The following is a 16,001-nucleotide window of genomic DNA, read 5'->3' as shown; positions in this document are numbered from 1 at the left end:
CCTGTTCGGCAAGTTCACGGTAAGCACTCGCCATCCCGGCGATGGCCCTCGATCGTCCCTCCCGTCGCGCTCGCTCAGGCCCTTGACGTCCCGCCACCGCTCGAGATTGCCAGAAAACTTGTGCTGATCACCGTCCATATGAGCCCCGCGACGGCCACGAATGGAATGCCGCTTTCAAACATCACAGAAAACTATTGCATAAAAAAGAAAGCGAGCGCACGCTCTGATTATCGATAGAACACTGTCAGGGGTGGTATATGGGTTTCATGACAAAGGCGGCGCTGCTCTGCGCTGCATCGCAGGCTTTCACGATGGTCCCGGCCTGGGCACAGGATGCCTCACCCGAAACCAGCGGGGCCGAAGGCAATCACACGACCGACATCGTCGTCACCGCGCAAAAACGCGAGCAGGCGCTGATCGACGTGCCGATCTCGATCTCGGCCGTCAGTGGGGCGGAACTCGCTAAGCGCGGTGCCTCCACCATCAGCGACCTGCAGTACGCAGTCCCCGGCCTGTCGATGACCGAGTTCTCGCCCGGCCAGACACGCGTGCAGATGCGCGGTGTCTCGACCTACAGCGGGCTGCCTTCAGTCGGCGTGTATCTCGACGAAATGCCGCTCAACCTGGAACTCAACCAGACCGGGCAGGATGTGCGCTTGCTCGATATCAGCCGCGTCGAAGTCCTGCGCGGCCCTCAGGGCACGCTCTATGGCCAGGGTGCGGTCGGCGGCACGATCCGCTACATCACCAACGATGTGAACCTCGAGCAGACCGAAGGTTCGGTCGGCGGTGAATTCGGCGTCATCAACGGCGGCGGCACCGACTGGAAGATCGACGCCGCGGCAAACACGCCCATCGTCACCGACCGTATCGGCCTGCGCCTGGCTGGCTCATTCCAGCAGTTCGGCGGCTGGATCGACAACCCGGTGCTAAGTGAAAAGAATTACAACAGCGGCCACTCCTTCGCGCTGCGCGCCAAGTTCGCGGTAAAACTGAGCGACGACTTCAAGGTCACCTTCATGGCACAGCACCAGGACATTGACCTGGGCGCGCAGAACCTCAGCGATGAACACAAGCAGGTCTTCGACCCGGCGCCTGCGCCCTATACGTCGAAGGCCACCATACTGAACGCCACCGCGACTTACGATTTCGGCTTCGCTCAGCTTCTCAGTTCGACGGGATATCTGAAGCGTAACGACGTCCTGATCCAGGACCTCAGCTCGTCGTTCGGGCCGCTGCTGCCGCTGTTCGGCGTGACTGAAAGCATCGACAGCATCTCACTCACGGTGGCGCAAAGAAACAAGATCTTCACCCAGGAACTGCGCCTCGCATCGCAGGGGGACGGCCCGCTCAACTGGACCGTTGGCGGATTTTATCGCAATTCGAAGACAAACGCGATTGGCTCAACGACGGTGACGCCAGACATTTTGCCGTCCTCGGTTGTTCTATACGACCTACAGGGCACCAATCCCTCAAACTCGCGCTCGTGGGCGGCGTTCGGTGAAGCCAGCTACAAGTTGTTCGACAGCCTGACGGTCTTGGGCGGCCTGCGCTACTTCGAGGATCGTCGCACGCAGGACAACACCTCCACGGTCCTCAACACCCCCGCCGTCGATCAGGGCAAGGCGACATTCCACGCCCTGAGTCCACGCTTCAACGTTTCCTGGCAACCGACCCAGGACGTCAACATCTACGCAAACGTGGCGCGCGGATTCCGCAGCGGAGGCTTCAATGTGACTTCGGCGAGCGGCGGCCTCGGCACCGTGCCGCAGACTTACAAGCCGGACTCGCTGTGGACCTACGAAGTCGGCGGCAAGTTCCGGACCCCGGACCGCAAGCTGAGCCTGGAACTTTCCGGCTACCGCAATGTGTGGAGCGACGTGCAGTCGACCTCGAACATTGCCGGGTTGCCCACCAGCTACACCTCGAACGGCGGCAAGATCACCGGTTGGGGCGCCGATGGCAACATTTCCTACGCGCCGGTGTCGCAGCTGACCCTCTCGTTGACGGGTAGCTGGAACAACCTGGCCTACCGGTCTGACACGGCGGACCATCTCGCCGGCGACCGCGTCGACTACGTGCCGCGGTTCACCGGCTCGGCCTCGGCGGAGTATCGCTTCGACGTAAGCGACATTCCCGGCTTCGTGCGGATCGACTACCAGCACGCGGCGGCCTACCAAGTGTTCTCGCGCAATTTCCAGACCGTACCGGCCAAAAGCGACGAGCAGAACATCCTCAATGCCCGCATCGGCATCGACAAGGACAACTGGTCGGCATCGATCTTCGCGAAAAACATCCTCAACCGGGATTCGGTGGTCTACCCCTCGTTCGCATCCTTGAACTATTCCGGCCGCCTAGAGCCGCGCGTGATCGGTGCGTCCTTCAACGTGCATTTCTGAAAGTAGAACTGAAAATGTCCGACATTTCCTGGACCGATCGCTACGCGTATGCTCAGGCGGCCCTCCTCGCCGCCGATCTCGTGACAAACGGCGCGGTGTTTCCAACTTGGATCGACGAGACGCACTTCTGGTATCTTCGCAAGGACGAGAATGGCGGCCAGTTCCGCGTGTTCGACGCCGCGGCCGTAAAGGAAGTGCTGGTCATCGCGGTGAGTGACCTTGCAGCCGCCATCGGCGGACTGCTCGGCACCGAAGTCGATCCGGGAGATGTCGTGATCGGCAACCCGGTGTTCGACCTTGAAGCCGGAACGCTGCGCTTCGCTGCCTATGGCCAGCCCTGTTCGTGGGACTGGGCCGCCGGCACGCTGGACAAGGTGGAGAAGACCGCCGACCTACTCTGGCTCGCCTCGCCGGACGGTGCACAGGCGCTGACCGTCGATGGCTGCAACCTTGCCGTGCGCGATCTCGCCAGCGGGGAGACGCGTGCGCTGACCACCGATGGCGTGGATGATAACGCCTACGGCCTGCCCCCACTCGCATCGCGCGGGCTTGCCGCAGTCAGCGGCGGTGCTATTCCCGAAGCACTGTGGTCTCCCGACAGCAAGTGGGTGCTTACGGTCCAGACCGATGAGCGCCACGTCCCCGGCTTTCCGCTGGCGGACTATGCCCCGGTGGATGGCGTGCGTCCTGCAGTCCGGGAAAACCGGACCAGTCTGCCCGGCGATCCCAAGGTCACCGAGTATCGCATGCTCGCGATCGAAGTCGCTAGCGGGCGACAGGTCGAGGCGCGCTATCCACGGGTCAATGCGGTGCGCATGAACACCACCCCGTTCGCCGCCAGACTGGCGTGGTGGAGTGCCGACAGCCGCATTGCCTATTTCGTCGATATCGAGCGCGGCGAAGCCAAGGCGCACGTCGTCGCCTTCGACGTGGCGACGGGAGCGACCCGCGTGGTGTTCTCCGAGGAAAGCGACACTTACGTCGAAGTCAGCGTCACCGTCTACACGCCCGCGCTCATCGCGCCGCTGCCGGAGACGAACGAACTGATCTGGTATTCGGAGCGGTCGGGCCGGGGCCACCTTTACCTCTACGATCTCGTCACCGGGGCGATGCGTCATCCGATCACGCACGGAGACTGGCAGGTCCTCGACATCCTCACGGTGGATGCGGCGAACCGCCGCGTGTTCTTGACCGCGGGCAACCTGTGCGACGATGCGACCCCGTATCTGGCCAAGCCGTGCGTAGCCTCGATCGACGGCGACGAGCTGCGTGCGCTTTCCAGCGAACCGGGCGAACATCGCGTCTGGCGGCCGGACGAAATGGCCCTCCTGCTCAAGAAGCTGGAGGGCCTGAACCCCGCGAACATCTCCGGTATCTCGCCGTCGAGCGCTTTCTTCGTCGAAACCGTCAGCGACATCGACCGACTGCCGGTGACCTACCTGCGCCGAGCCGACGGCAGTGAGCTTTGCGTACTGGAACGCGCCACCAGCCTGCTGCCCGAAACCTGGACCGCGCCCGAGCGCGTCCGTTGCAAGGCCGCGGACGGCGTCACCGACGTGTATGGCATAGTGTTCAAACCACTGGGCTACGATCCGACGCAGAGGTACCCGGTGATCGACCTGATCTACGGCGGCCCGCAGACGTCCTACGTGCCGCGCGGCCACCCGGGCGACGGCGACATCATGAGCACCGGCACGTATAGCGACGCGGCGCAACTCGCATCGCTGGGCGCCTTCGTGGTCGTTCTCGACGGGCGCGGCACCGCGCAGCGCGAACAGGCGTTCCGAACCGCCTCGCACCGTGCCGCCCATACCGCCTCCAATCTCGAGGACCATGTCGCGGCGATCCGCGAACTCGCACAGAGCCGCCCTCAGATGGACCTCGATCGCGTCGGTCTCACCGGCTTCTCGGCCGGCGGCTACATGACCGCTCATGGCGCGCTGCGCTTCGGCGAGTTCTTCAAGGTCTGCGTGGCCGGCGGAGGCAACTACGACCAGGCGCTTTTCTGGCACACCTGGGGCGAACGCTACCATGGCGCCTTCGAGGCCGAGCACTATGCGGCACAGGCGGCCAAGACGTATGCCTCCGGGCTTCAGGGCAAGCTGCTGCTCGTCCACGGGCTACTCGACAGCGGGTGTCATCCCGCGGCGTTGTTCCAGCTTACCCAGGCGCTGACCGAACAGGACAAGGATTTCGATCTCGTGATCCTGCCGCGCGCCGGCCATGATTGGACCGGCTATGGCACCCGCCGCCGTTGGGCCTACTTCGCCGAGCATCTCATGGGCGCCATACCGCCCAAGGCGAAGTCGTTCACGCTGCCCTTAGAACGCATATTCGAGCGCGCCGGCAAGAATTCCGCTCCACCGGCTGCAGTAGAATGATGGACGACCTTTTAATGAAACGCGCTTCGGAGGCCTCAGGGCGCACGGCCAGCGTTGCCGTGCGCATCGTGACCGCGCTTGGCGACATCGTGGTCGATCTCAACCGCTCCGCCGCCCCGGCGACCGTCGCCGCCTTCCTCGCGGCGGTGGATGCGGGGCGATATGATCGCGGCAGCTTCGGGCGCACTGTCAATCCCGGCAACGACGGCGGCTCCCCGGCCATCACAGTCGTCCAGGGCTATGCCCAGACCTTCGACGCCTCGACAGAAGCCCTGGCACACGAGGCGACAACGCAGACCGGGCTGCGCCATGCCGACGGTACGATTTCGCTCGCCCGGATCGATGGCGGCAGCGCCAGCCCGCTGACGTTCTTCTTCTGCATCGGCGACAATCCCGCGCTCGATGCAGGCGGCGGGCGTACCGAGGACGGCCTCGGCTTCGCCGCATTCGGGCAGGTCACCGAAGGCATGGACGTCGTCGCGCAGATCCACGCGCAGCCGTCGCAAGGCGAGGCGCCCACGCGCTACCTGGAAGGTCAGGTCATCGATCCGCCCGTACCGATCCACCGCGTGCTGCGCGAACCCGTCGAGGCGCCGGCGCGTCTTGCCGAACTCTGCGCCGACTACTGGTCGTTCCAGGTTCGCGAGTACCCGCTCGACACCAGCCCCGCCGGTGAAGCGTCAGCGGCCGATCGCATCGATGGCGCGACCGAGAATGACCATGCACGTCGGGCAACGGGCTACGCCGCGTTGCACAAGCGGGCGCAAGCGATCGATGCCTCTGCACTCGGGACCGAGTGCCTGGCGACTCTCGAACTGCTCCAGGATCAGATCGCTCTGCATCTCGAGGCTTACGAGCTTGGTGGACGCTACGTGCCGGTGCTGTTCCCCTTCGCATTCTTCGACATGCCGGATATGCTGATCCAGCAAGTTCCGCTCTCGAGCTCAAGCCATCGCCGCAACCTGCTGGCCCGCCTCGAGGCAACACCGGGCTTCCTGCATGATAATCTGGCGATGCTGGAGGCCAGCTTCGCGCGCGGATATCGGCTGCCACGCCCCCTGCTCCCGCGTATTCTGGCCACGCTTGACGGGCACCTGTCCGCAGAAGGGCTGATCCGTCGGCTGGAGCGGCGTTTGCAGCAGGAGACGAGGGAAGCTGCTGAATCCGCGAGTCTTCAGGCCGTGGCAGCCGATAAGGTTCTGCCTGCCCTCGCCCATGTTCGCGCCCGGTTCGCCGCGCTGTCCGTCGACGAGACGAACGACGATGTCGCGGTCGCCCACCAACCCAACGGCCGCGAGTGGTATCGCCACCTGGTGCGCATGCAGACGTCGCTCAGGATCGAGCCCGAGACCGTCCACGACCTTGGGCTGGCCGAAGTGGCGCGGATCAACGCCGAGATCGAGGCAGTGCTCGCCGAGATGGGCCGCCGTGGGGCTAGGGCTGAGATCGCTGCCGAACTTGATGGCCGTCAGGCCCGTGACGCACAGGACCTGCTGCTGCGCACGCGCGCGTTGGCAAAGCAGATCGACGGCCTGATCCCGCAGATCATCGGCCGCACCCCGCGCATACCCTACGGCGTCGAGCAGATGAACGTCGCGGAATCGCACGGTCTTCCGCCCGGCCTCGCACTGCCGGCCCCGGCGACTGGCGAACGGCCGGCGACATACCTACTCAACGCCCTGCCTGAGAAGTGTCCGCTGCACCTGCTGGTGCCGCTCACGCTACACGAGGCTTGGCCCGGCCACCTGATGCAGTTCGCGATCGCCAACGAGATGGAGAATCTCCCTGCGTTCCGTCGCTATGGCTGGACACAGTACAATGGCTATGTCGAAGGTTGGGCGCTCTATTGCGAACGCCTCGGCTATGATCTCAACCTCTATGCCGACCCTGCCGATCGCTTCGGCCTGCTTGGCTTCGAGATGTGGCGCGCCACCCGTCTCGTGGTGGATACCGGGCTGCACTGGTTCGGCTGGACGCGGGAGCAGGCGATTGGGTACATGGAACAGTATTGCTTCCTGCCCCGCTCGACCATCGAGAGCGAAGTCGACCGCTATATCGGGATGCCCGCACAGGCGCTCAGCTACAAGATGGGCGAGCGCGTGATCGCCCGCCTGCGGGCGCGTGCCGAGGCCGAATGCGGTGAGAACTTCAGCCTGCGCGGCTTCCATGACGCCCTGTTGGAAACGGGCCCGGTCTCGCTGGACCTTCTTGAACGCCACATCAATCGCTGGATCGACGGAAATAAGCCATGACGGCCGTAGCAAGCTCACTGGAAATGCCGGCCACACCCGGCGCTACAGAAGACGACCGGGTGCTGCCTGGCGGATGGTACACGCTGTTCGCGATGATGATCATCGTGCTGTTCGCGTTCGTCGATCGCCAGTTGCTGATCCTCGCCGCCCAACCCCTCTCAGAATCGCTGTCGCTGACGGATTCACAGCTCGGCCTCATCCAGGGGCTGGCATTCTCAATCTTTTCGGTGGTGGCGGTCTACCCGATCGCATGGCTTGCCGACCGCTATGATCGCCGCCTGATCCTTGGCGCTTGCCTGGTGCTGTGGTCGTTCGGCACTGTGGGGTGCGGGCTTGCCCAGAATTTCTGGCAGCTATTCATTGCCGCGGTCGCGATAGCCTCCGGTGAGGCGGCGCTCGGCCCGCTGGCGATGGCTTTCGTCCCCGATCTCTTCAAGGGCCGCAAGCGCGTCCTGGCGAACAGCATCCAGTACATCTTCACTTACATCGGAGCGTCGCTGGCCATGGGTATGGGCGGGAGTGCCCTTGGTGTCCTCGATCGCGCCCATGCTGGGATGCCTTCCGCCTTCCAGCATCTCGAATCGTGGCGCCTGGCATTCTTGCTGGTCTGCCTTCCAACCCCGCTGCTGCTGATGCTGCTAGCTCGAACCCGCCTTGGCAAAACGAACAATGTCGCTGACACGGCCGCCCCGTCGGCCCCGCCCGTACCGATAGCCGGCTTCCTGCGTGAGCACCGCGCTGCATTCCTGTCAATCCTCGGCGGCCTTGGATTTTATATGCTGGCCTACGGCGGCTTCATGGTCTGGCTGCCGCTGATCGGAAGCCGCCTCTTCGGCGCAACGCCAGAGATCAACGGGTACGGAATGGGCTTGTCATCGGCTGTCGGGACATGCTTCGGAGTGGCCACCGGCACCCTGCTGATGCGCTTCTATATGCCCCGGCTGGGGACGCGCGCTGCCGTTGGCGTGAGCTGGCGCCTGCTGCTTCTGACATGCCCGGTGCTGGCCATCTTTCCCTTCGTCCAATCCGTCACCCAGCTGTACATTTGCATGGGTGTCATGATGCTGGCCGGGACGGGTGTGGGATGCTTGGTGGCGACCACCTTACAGGTTATGGCCCCGGCACACTTCATGGCCCGGTTCTTCGGTATCTGGAGTATCATCAGCGCCCTGCTTTCCGGCGCGTCACCGAGCATTGCCGGCTTTGTCTCCGACGCAATCGGTGGGCAACGCGGGTTGCTTTATGCTGTTGTCCTCGTTGCCGCTTGCGGCTGGCTGGCAGCGATCGTGCTGCTGCGGCTAGGCGAGCGCCATTTCGAAGATCTGGTCAAGTCTGTGAAAGAAGCGGCCTGAAGGCATAACGCAGTTTCGGCAGCTTCAGTCACCAGAGCGAACAGCAATCCATGTGCGGGCTTGATCCCGGTTAACATCCACGGGAATTGTAATGGAAGACGTATACGCTGACCGCTTGTCCCGGTTCAGGGCAAATATGCGCATGCTCGGCGTCGATGGTTTCGTACTCGAAATCGGGGATGAACACCTGTCCGAATATGTCGCGCCTCACGCGGAACGCATCGCCTGGCTGACCGGCTTTGCCGGTTCTGCGGGGAAAATCGTCGTACTAATTGATCGCGCGGCGATTTTCGTGGACGGCCGGTACACCGGACTGGTCCGCCAGCAGGTCGATGCGGGGAAGTGGGCGTTCGTTGACGAACCCGCCGGTTCGGTCACGCAATGGATCCGCATGAACGCCGCTTGTGGAGCCCGTATAGGATACGACGCCAGGCTTCTCCCGCATGCGCGGGCAGTAAGCATGGCCGAGGCATTACGGGAAGACGGCTGCGAATTCGTCGGACTAACCAATAACCCGGTGGATCTCTCGTGGTCGGATCAACCAACCCGGCCCTCTGGGAAAGCGTTCGCTTTGTCTGTCGCATACAGCGGGAAAACCACCTCCCAGAAGCGCCAGGATGTCACCGACTGGCTGAACACCAACAAGCTGGATGCCTGCGTGCTGGTGGCCCTGGACTCCATTGCCTGGCTGCTGAACCTGCGTGGCAGCGATCTGGCGACAGCCCCGCTTAACTACGGCTTCGCTCTGTGTTACGCCGATGGCGGCGCGGAGCTGTTCATCGACCTTGAGAAAGTCGATGAACCCACCGTCAGATCTCTTGGCGACGATATGAACATCGCCGCTTATGGAGCCTTCTATGGGAGGCTGTCCGAGCTAGAAGGCCTGACGGTCGCAGCGGACCCCAACAGATCGCCCGCTGCGGTTTATCGCGCGCTCGAGAATGCGGGCGCCGTCATCAAACCACTCCGCGATCCAATTGTCATGGCAAAGGCGATCAAGAACCCCGTCGAAATCGACGGGTTCAGGAATGCCCACCTGCTCGATGGCGTATCCCTGACCAGTTTCCTGCACTGGTTCGCTCGCGAGGCGCCCAAGGGCCAACTTACCGAACTGGCCGCTGCAGCCAAGCTCACAGCCTTTCGGCAACAGTGCGAAGATCTGAAAGGGATCTCGTTCACGCCGATCTCTGCAGTGGACGGCAATGCGGCAATGCCTCACTACAGCCCTACGAAAGCCACGGATACCGCGATCGGTCCAGGCAGCATCTATCTGATCGACTCCGGCGGCCAATACCTGAGCGGTACAACTGACGTGACCCGTACACTTGCAGTCGGAACACCTTCAAACGACGTGAGAGCGCGCTTTACCCAAGTGCTGAAGGCCCACGTTGTGCTGGCCAGAGCCCGGTTCCCTCATGGCACGCTGGGGAGCCAGATCGACGCCATCACGCGCGCGCCTCTATGGGACGTCGGAATCGAATGCACTCACGGGATTGGGCATGGCGTGGGCCATTTCTCAAACGTCCATGAAGGGCCTGTCTATCTCGCGAAGCCCCGCCCGAACGAAGATGCGCTGAGCCGCGGCATGGTCCTTTCCAACGAGCCCGGATACTACGAAGCTGGCAAGTTCGGCATCCGCATCGAAAACCTCGTCGTAGTCGTCGATGCGACTGTCAATGGCGGAACTACGCCGACACTCGGCTTTGAAACGCTTACCCTTGCACCGTTCGACCGGGCTCTCATCATCGCGGACATGCTTGATCGTCGGGAGATCGACTGGATCGACGAGTACCATGCTATGGTCTGGGAGAGGCTTTCTCCGCACCTTTGCGCCGAGGTGCAGCGCTGGCTGCGGCGTGAGACCCGCCCGTTGCACGCAGATCTTCACGATGCATCGGCGGATTGTCCGGTTGATCAGCCCGCGCAACCGATATCCATTTGAAAGTCCGCCATGAACATTCAATTCCCGGCAGTTCGCCCCGACACCGATACACTCGCTTTCATCCTCACCAGACCGCTTCCTGCTGTGCTGCCAATTCAGGAGGGCGAGACGGTGCTAGCGGCGGCAGCGGCGTCCCGCTTCAAGGGTGAGACCGGCGAAACCTTCACCACGTTTGTCCGAGAGAATGGCTCGTTGGTGCGCATTGTGCTGGTGGGCGCGGATGCCGGGGCCGAGCTCGATTTCGAACTCGCGGGCGCCGCCATGACCGCCCATCTGACGAAGAGCGGAGCGAAGCATGCGGCCATCGATCTGCCCTCCGCGACCACGGCCGCTGCTGCCGTCCGCTTCGCGCTGGGAGCCCGGCTGCGCGCCATCGCCGTCAGAACCAGCAAATCGCAAATCCCGGAGGAAACCACGCCCACCCTTGATACCTTGTCGGTCTTGCGCCCCGATGCTGCAGCACTTTGGGCTGCCGCAGCGTCTTGCGTGGAAGGCGTCGCCTTCACGCGCAGTCTGGTCACCGATCCGCCAAACCTGCTGTTTCCCGAAACCTTCGCCGAGCATTGCCGCCGGCTCGAGCCGATGGGCGTCAGAATGCAGGTCTTCGACCGCACTGATCTTGCCCGGCTGGGCATGGGTGCGCTGCTCGGTGTCGCCGCCGGCGCGTCCTCGGAACCGCGTGTGGTGGTTCTGGAGTGGAATGGCCTCGACGACGAAGATGCGGCCCCGATCGTGTTCATCGGCAAGGGCGTGACGTTCGATTCTGGCGGGATTTCGATCAAGCCGGCTGCGGGTATGGAGGCCATGAAGTTCGACATGGGCGGTGCCGCCGCGGTGGCCGGTACAATCCGCGCGCTGGCCGTCCGCGGCGCGAAGGCGCGGGTGATCGGCATCTGCGGCCTCGTCGAGAACATGCCCGACGGCGCTGCCATGCGTCCAGGCGACGTGGTCACTTCAATGTCGGGTAAGACGATCGAAGTGGTCAACACCGACGCCGAAGGTCGCCTCGTGCTGTGCGATCTGCTGACGTGGGCACAGCGCACCTATAAACCGGAGGTCATCGTCGATCTCGCGACACTCACCGGCTCGATCCTTGCCACATTCGGAAACGAATACGCCGGTCTGTTCTCGAACGATGACAAGCTCGCCGAAGCCTTGTCGGGCGCCGGTGCCCTCGTGAACGAGAAGCTATGGCGGATGCCGCTCAGCAAGGCTTACGACAAGGCGCTGACCAGCGACGTCGCTGACATGAACAACCTTGGCGGTCGCTACGCCGGTGCAATCACGGCAGCCCAGTTCCTCAAGCGTTTCATCGACGATGGGGTGAAGTGGGCCCATCTCGACATCGCCGGAACCGTATGGGCTGATTCCGCCGCTGCTACCTGGGACAAGGGAGCCACCGGCTTCGGTGTCCGGCTGCTCGATGCGTTCGTAAGCGCTCGGTCCAAAGCAGCCTTCGCATGGCCCGACTAGGCTGGTTAGCCACGGGGCCTACAGATTTTCCGACGTCCCGTGGCCCGGTGCGATGTCGCGCCGACAGCCATACACCTCGGCCGAAGCGCGTCGACGCGCTTCGGCCGCTTTTGCTGGTGGCTGTTCCGGCAGAAAGAGAGCGGGCGCTCTTTGTCATTGCAGGCCCACGCTCCGGCGGCCATATGGTTCGATCAGCCAGATTGGGAATATGATGCCGAAGCGTGATCAGAAGTATATGGATGGTCAGCGAACCGCGATAGCCCACGCCGCCTTGACGGTCCTGCTGGAAAAGGGCGTCTACGCGACTTCACTGAGGGATATCTGCCGCACTGCTGGTGTATCCATGGGTGCACTCTATACGCATTTCGCGACGAAGGAGGACATCATCGTCGCAGCCTGCATGCTCGATCATGCCAGTGCCGATGCCACGCCCACATTGACCAGTTGGGAAATGTACGTCGCCCAGTATTTCGGTATCGAGCACATTCGCGGGTCGCGGGTCTCGAAGCGATTTCGCTTATCCCTGCAGTTTGTCGCCGAATTGACTCAGATGGAGGAGAACCCCGAGGGACTATCAACCATCTATCATCTTTACCGCGGAAATCTGGCGTCAGGACTCGCTGCGCTGGAGGCTGCAGGCATCGTGGACCTACCTTACGGCCTCGAAATGACGACGGAGATGCACATGCAGATCCTCGCGGGAGCAGAATACCAGATCGCCTCGGACAAGACGGTTGACCGCGAAATGGTGCGTAATGCTCTGGAAAAGAGCCTTGCGCTCACAGCAGGGCTGAGGGAGGTAACAAAGCCCGCCTGATATGGGCGGGTGCTTCGGGCGGAATCATGCGGATCGTATCTTCAGCGACTGCCCCGTCACGGCGGAACCGTGTTTTCGGCGCCGCCGATATCAGCCCCGCTTCCTCGCTGGCGGCCCATTGATAGAACCGGGTCAGCGCGGCGGAGGTGCGTTTCCGTGACGCTCCCGATAGCCGGAGGCTGCTCGGTCCCGCGAGCCGGAGCGCACGATAATTTCCGACGCCGACACTCGATTCCTCGATCATTCTAGTGGGGCCGGAGCAGGTTTCGTCAGGCCGCAATCTCGCGGCGAACACCACCTTCGGCATCTCGGCGTTCGATCCCGGTGAGAGGCGACCCTTTCGCTTTCACGCAGCTTTGCCGCATTCCGCTGACCCTGCCTTATGTCGAGGCACGCCTTGCTGTACTGCAGGACCCGCGCGACCATACCACCCAGCGCTTCGTGGAGACCTGGGGCGAGGACCATCTCGCTCAGGTCATCGAGTGGTTCCGGCTCGCCCGTGCCGAGTTGAAGGGTAATCCGCAATGAGTACGCTGTTCACCGGCAGCCAGTCGCTGATCCCTGTTTCCGTGCTGACCGGGTTTCTGGGCAGTGGCAAGACGACCGTGCTCAATCACCTTGCCCGCTCCGAACTCATGAGCCGTGCGCTCGTGATCATCAACGAGTTCGGCGCGGTCGGGCTGGACCACGATCTCGTCGCACGATCGACCGAGAAGCTGGTTGTGGAGGTGATGGGCGGATGCCTATGCTGCACGATCCGGGGCGATCTGCTGGCAACCTTGCGCGATGCGCCTTGGCGCGTCAGCCGCGACGGCACCTGCTGGTTCGACCGCGTCGTCATCGAGACCACCGGCCTCGCCTACCCGGCCCCGATCCTGCACACGCTGATGACCGATGAGCGGTTGCAGACGCTCTATCGTCTCGACGGGGTGATCGCCACGGTCGATGCCGCCAATGGCAACGCGACGCTCGATGCGCAGGAGGAAGCGGTGAAACAGGCCGCCGTCGCCGACCGCATCCTGCTGACCAAGACCGATCTCGTCTCAGACGAAGATCGCCTCGCGCTGGAAGCACGGTTGCAGGCCTTGAACCCGGCGGCGCCGATCATCATGACCACGATCGGCGAAGTGGATGCCGAACTGTTGTTCGATGCCGGGCTCTACAATCCCGAAACCAAGAGCGACGATGTGCGCCGCTGGCTGAGGGCAGAGGCCTATGAGGATCACGGGCACCACCACGATCATGGGCACGATCATGGGCACGATCATGGGCACGATCATGGGCACGATCATACCCATGGACACCATGATCACGACGTCAATTGCCACGACAGTTCGATTTACGCCACTTGCCTGACCTTCGATGAACCCCTGCAGGCCCACGCCTTCGAACGATGGCTGGATATTCTGGTTGCGTTCAAGGGCGCAGCCATCCTGCGGGTCAAGGGCATCGTCAACATTGCCGGAGAGGATCGCCCGGTAGTGATCCACGGCGTGCAGCACGTGTTCCACCCGCCGATCCTGCTCGAGACCTGGCCCTCAGACGATCGCCGCACCCGGCTCGTCTTCATCACGCGCAATGTCACGCCGGACGAACTGCAGGGCACGCTGGCGCTGATGACGATCGGCCTGACCCGGTTTGGCCTTCAGGGACTGGTCGACAACGTGCCTTCCACCGGGCTGTTGCGGATCTGAGCGAGCCCGGTTCGGCACGAATGACGGGACCGCCCAGAAGCCGGTCTGTGGCAACCTGCCTCAGCGGATCACGGCGCAGGCGATGCGATCGCCCGCGCCGCCGATGGGTTGCGTGGTATAGTCGTCGGGGTTGGCGTGAATGACGAGCGCCGAACCATCGTTGTCTAGCAGCGCAGGGCGGCCCTCAGCGCCCTTCAGCGATGCCAGCGTCGAGTGCAACTCGACCACCGCCTTGCCCTTGGCGTCGACATAGAGGTTGGGCAGATCGCTTGCATCGTTTGCGCCTTACACCATGAAGCCATGAACCACAGGCTTCACCGAATGAACGTGCGCCCCGGCCGTTTTGAAGGCATCATCGCTGCAGTCGCCTTTCTCGTGAAAATGCATGCCGTGCCATCCCGCCGACAGCCCACGTGCATCGACGCGCAGCAGCACACCTGATGCCGTTTCCTTGACACTGATCCTACCGATTGCCTTGTGCCTGACGTTATAGATCGAACCTCCGGCCTCGCTGTCCTAGGCTGCGGCCACGGGGGGCGAGCCGAGCGTCAGCATGGCAGCGGCAAGAATTGCACTTCGCAAGATCATTCACACTTCTTTTGCCTACTTCAAGGTCTCCAGACACGGCTCACACAGGCCCGAGGCTTCCACAACCATGGCCGACAAGGAGAACCCGATGGCGCCGCACAGAGCCCGCATATCAGGTTCGCGGTTCGGCAGGATGATGGTTCTGGCTGTTCGGCAGCGTCTGCACACGACGAAGCCGCTCCCTACTCCGGGCGCCAGCGCATAGGCGTTCAGCGTCTCGATCCGCATCACCTGACCGCGATCTATAAGCCGAACCAGCACGCGATAGGCCTGCATGGCTGACAGAGGGGAACCCTGCTGCGCTGCCACGCGCGTTATCTCATAAGCGGAGTACGGCAGACCCGCCTTCAATGTCGACAGTACGATCTGATCGAGTTCCCTAGCACTGCGAGGTGCAGGCGGAAACGCGCGTGCCCTAGGCTCTTTCGTGCATGTCGAATCCTCTGCCAAATGCTCCCCAATCCACGGTGAGGCAAACGGTCTCCCGCCCGCGATGAACCGATGATTCCGCGACGCTAATTCTGGCAATGAGACAATATAACGTCTCCATATGTCAATACGTTCCCTCTGCTCGCTCAATCGTTGGCTTCTTGCGCTGGGCGTCCTTGCGACGCCGCTCGCGACTCCTGCTCCGGCGTTTGCCCGGCTCCAGTGCGTCCCCGATGCCCGCGACGTGTCCGGCATCGCCATCCACGGAAATGCGCATACCTGGTGAAAGCAGGCCGACGGCGTCTATCGACGCGGGACAACGCCGCTCAAGGACGCTGTGATGGTATTCCGCTCCACCAGCGCCGTGCCCTATGGTCACGTTGCGGTAGTGCATGAGATCGTGGACGCGCGCCAATGCTGCTCGACCATGCCAACTGGTCCCGGCCCGGAATGATCGAGCATCAGGCGCTGGCCGAAGATGTGTCGGAGCCTGGTGACTGGAGCGAAGTCCGCGTCTGGTTCGACCCCATCCATGCCCTTGGCGGGCGGATCAATCCCGTCTTCGGATTTATCTACAACAGCACTCCTCACCCCACTGGCACGGAAACAGCGCAGATAGCACCCGCGAAGGCGGATACCGACGCAGTTCATATCGCATCGGCAGCAGACTGACT

At 62.8% G+C, this 16,001-nt stretch carries 13 protein-coding genes and 1 pseudogene; 12 read left to right on the top strand and 2 right to left on the bottom strand.

Features of this window, described 5'->3' with window-relative positions:
- Positions 1-257 precede the first annotated feature (257 nt).
- The 9 genes from HWN72_RS27680 (at position 258) to HWN72_RS27640 (ending at position 14,310) form a co-directional block, all read left to right on the top strand.
- Positions 258-2,399 carry a TonB-dependent receptor gene (locus tag HWN72_RS27680; protein ID WP_211151954.1) on the top strand — a complete coding sequence of 714 codons (2,142 nt, stop codon included), beginning with the start codon at positions 258-260 and terminating at the stop codon, positions 2,397-2,399.
- A gap of 14 nt (positions 2,400-2,413) precedes the next feature.
- Complete coding sequence (locus HWN72_RS27675; RefSeq protein ID WP_211151953.1) at positions 2,414-4,780, top strand: DPP IV N-terminal domain-containing protein; 2,367 nt, start codon at positions 2,414-2,416, stop codon at positions 4,778-4,780.
- Between the two features lie 14 nt (positions 4,781-4,794).
- A complete protein-coding gene (locus tag HWN72_RS27670) occupies positions 4,795-7,032 on the top strand; it encodes a DUF885 family protein (RefSeq protein ID WP_211151952.1) in 2,238 nt (745 codons plus the stop codon).
- On the top strand, positions 7,029-8,384 hold the full coding sequence (locus tag HWN72_RS27665; protein WP_211151951.1) for an MFS transporter: 1,356 nt from the start codon (positions 7,029-7,031) through the stop codon (positions 8,382-8,384). Before HWN72_RS27670 ends, HWN72_RS27665 begins: the two co-directional genes overlap by 4 nt.
- A 91-nt stretch (positions 8,385-8,475) precedes the next feature.
- Positions 8,476-10,326: an aminopeptidase P family protein gene (locus HWN72_RS27660; RefSeq protein WP_211151950.1), complete on the top strand. Its 1,851-nt coding sequence runs from the start codon at positions 8,476-8,478 to the stop codon at positions 10,324-10,326.
- A gap of 9 nt (positions 10,327-10,335) precedes the next feature.
- Positions 10,336-11,799: a leucyl aminopeptidase gene (locus HWN72_RS27655; protein WP_211151949.1), complete on the top strand. Its 1,464-nt coding sequence runs from the start codon at positions 10,336-10,338 to the stop codon at positions 11,797-11,799.
- Positions 11,800-12,010: 211 nt separating this feature from the next.
- On the top strand, positions 12,011-12,616 hold the full coding sequence (locus HWN72_RS27650) for a TetR/AcrR family transcriptional regulator (protein ID WP_211151948.1): 606 nt from the start codon (positions 12,011-12,013) through the stop codon (positions 12,614-12,616).
- 324 nt (positions 12,617-12,940) lie between these two features.
- On the top strand, positions 12,941-13,144 hold the full coding sequence (locus HWN72_RS27645; RefSeq protein ID WP_248006396.1) for a hypothetical protein: 204 nt from the start codon (positions 12,941-12,943) through the stop codon (positions 13,142-13,144).
- A complete protein-coding gene (locus HWN72_RS27640; protein ID WP_211151947.1) occupies positions 13,141-14,310 on the top strand; it encodes a GTP-binding protein in 1,170 nt (389 codons plus the stop codon). The genes HWN72_RS27645 and HWN72_RS27640 overlap by 4 nt, the downstream gene beginning before the upstream one ends.
- A 60-nt stretch (positions 14,311-14,370) precedes the next feature.
- Here HWN72_RS27640 and HWN72_RS31375 read toward each other — a convergent pair.
- Both HWN72_RS31375 and HWN72_RS27625 read right to left on the bottom strand, forming a co-directional pair.
- A pseudogene (locus HWN72_RS31375) lies at positions 14,371-14,772 on the bottom strand (superoxide dismutase family protein).
- Between the two features lie 141 nt (positions 14,773-14,913).
- Positions 14,914-15,249, bottom strand: coding sequence for a hypothetical protein (locus HWN72_RS27625; protein WP_211151946.1), 336 nt, complete (start codon positions 15,247-15,249; stop codon positions 14,914-14,916).
- A gap of 199 nt (positions 15,250-15,448) precedes the next feature.
- On the opposite strand from HWN72_RS27625, the gene HWN72_RS27620 reads away from it, so the two are divergent.
- From HWN72_RS27620 to HWN72_RS27615, 3 genes are read left to right on the top strand one after another with little or no spacing between them, the layout of a single operon-like run.
- The gene (locus tag HWN72_RS27620) at positions 15,449-15,613 is read left to right on the top strand and encodes a hypothetical protein (protein WP_211151945.1); all 165 of its coding nucleotides are present in this window, start codon (positions 15,449-15,451) and stop codon (positions 15,611-15,613) included.
- A 54-nt stretch (positions 15,614-15,667) separates the two neighbouring features.
- Positions 15,668-15,781 (top strand): hypothetical protein, encoded by a 114-nt coding sequence (locus HWN72_RS32100; RefSeq protein WP_353231344.1) that lies wholly within the window; start codon positions 15,668-15,670, stop codon positions 15,779-15,781.
- On the top strand, positions 15,742-15,999 hold the full coding sequence (locus HWN72_RS27615) for a hypothetical protein (RefSeq protein ID WP_211151944.1): 258 nt from the start codon (positions 15,742-15,744) through the stop codon (positions 15,997-15,999). Before HWN72_RS32100 ends, HWN72_RS27615 begins: the two co-directional genes overlap by 40 nt.
- Positions 16,000-16,001 lie beyond the last annotated feature (2 nt).

It is taken from the genome of Novosphingobium sp. HR1a, from assembly GCF_015594425.1.
Lineage (GTDB): Bacteria > Pseudomonadota > Alphaproteobacteria > Sphingomonadales > Sphingomonadaceae > Novosphingobium > Novosphingobium resinovorum_A.
The sequence above is the reverse complement of the archived record's forward strand: the minus strand, read 5'-3'. Positions and strand labels throughout refer to the sequence as shown.

Coding starts and splice junctions, on each gene's coding strand:
- HWN72_RS27680 (WP_211151954.1), top strand. CDS start 258: ATGGGTTTCATGACAAAGGCGGCGCTGCTCTGCGCTGCATCGCAGGCT.
- HWN72_RS27675 (WP_211151953.1), top strand. CDS start 2,414: ATGTCCGACATTTCCTGGACCGATCGCTACGCGTATGCTCAGGCGGCC.
- HWN72_RS27670 (WP_211151952.1), top strand. CDS start 4,795: ATGAAACGCGCTTCGGAGGCCTCAGGGCGCACGGCCAGCGTTGCCGTG.
- HWN72_RS27665 (WP_211151951.1), top strand. CDS start 7,029: ATGACGGCCGTAGCAAGCTCACTGGAAATGCCGGCCACACCCGGCGCT.
- HWN72_RS27660 (WP_211151950.1), top strand. CDS start 8,476: ATGGAAGACGTATACGCTGACCGCTTGTCCCGGTTCAGGGCAAATATG.
- HWN72_RS27655 (WP_211151949.1), top strand. CDS start 10,336: ATGAACATTCAATTCCCGGCAGTTCGCCCCGACACCGATACACTCGCT.
- HWN72_RS27650 (WP_211151948.1), top strand. CDS start 12,011: ATGCCGAAGCGTGATCAGAAGTATATGGATGGTCAGCGAACCGCGATA.
- HWN72_RS27640 (WP_211151947.1), top strand. CDS start 13,141: ATGAGTACGCTGTTCACCGGCAGCCAGTCGCTGATCCCTGTTTCCGTG.
- HWN72_RS27620 (WP_211151945.1), top strand. CDS start 15,449: ATGTCAATACGTTCCCTCTGCTCGCTCAATCGTTGGCTTCTTGCGCTG.
- HWN72_RS32100 (WP_353231344.1), top strand. CDS start 15,668: ATGGTATTCCGCTCCACCAGCGCCGTGCCCTATGGTCACGTTGCGGTA.
- HWN72_RS27615 (WP_211151944.1), top strand. CDS start 15,742: ATGCTGCTCGACCATGCCAACTGGTCCCGGCCCGGAATGATCGAGCAT.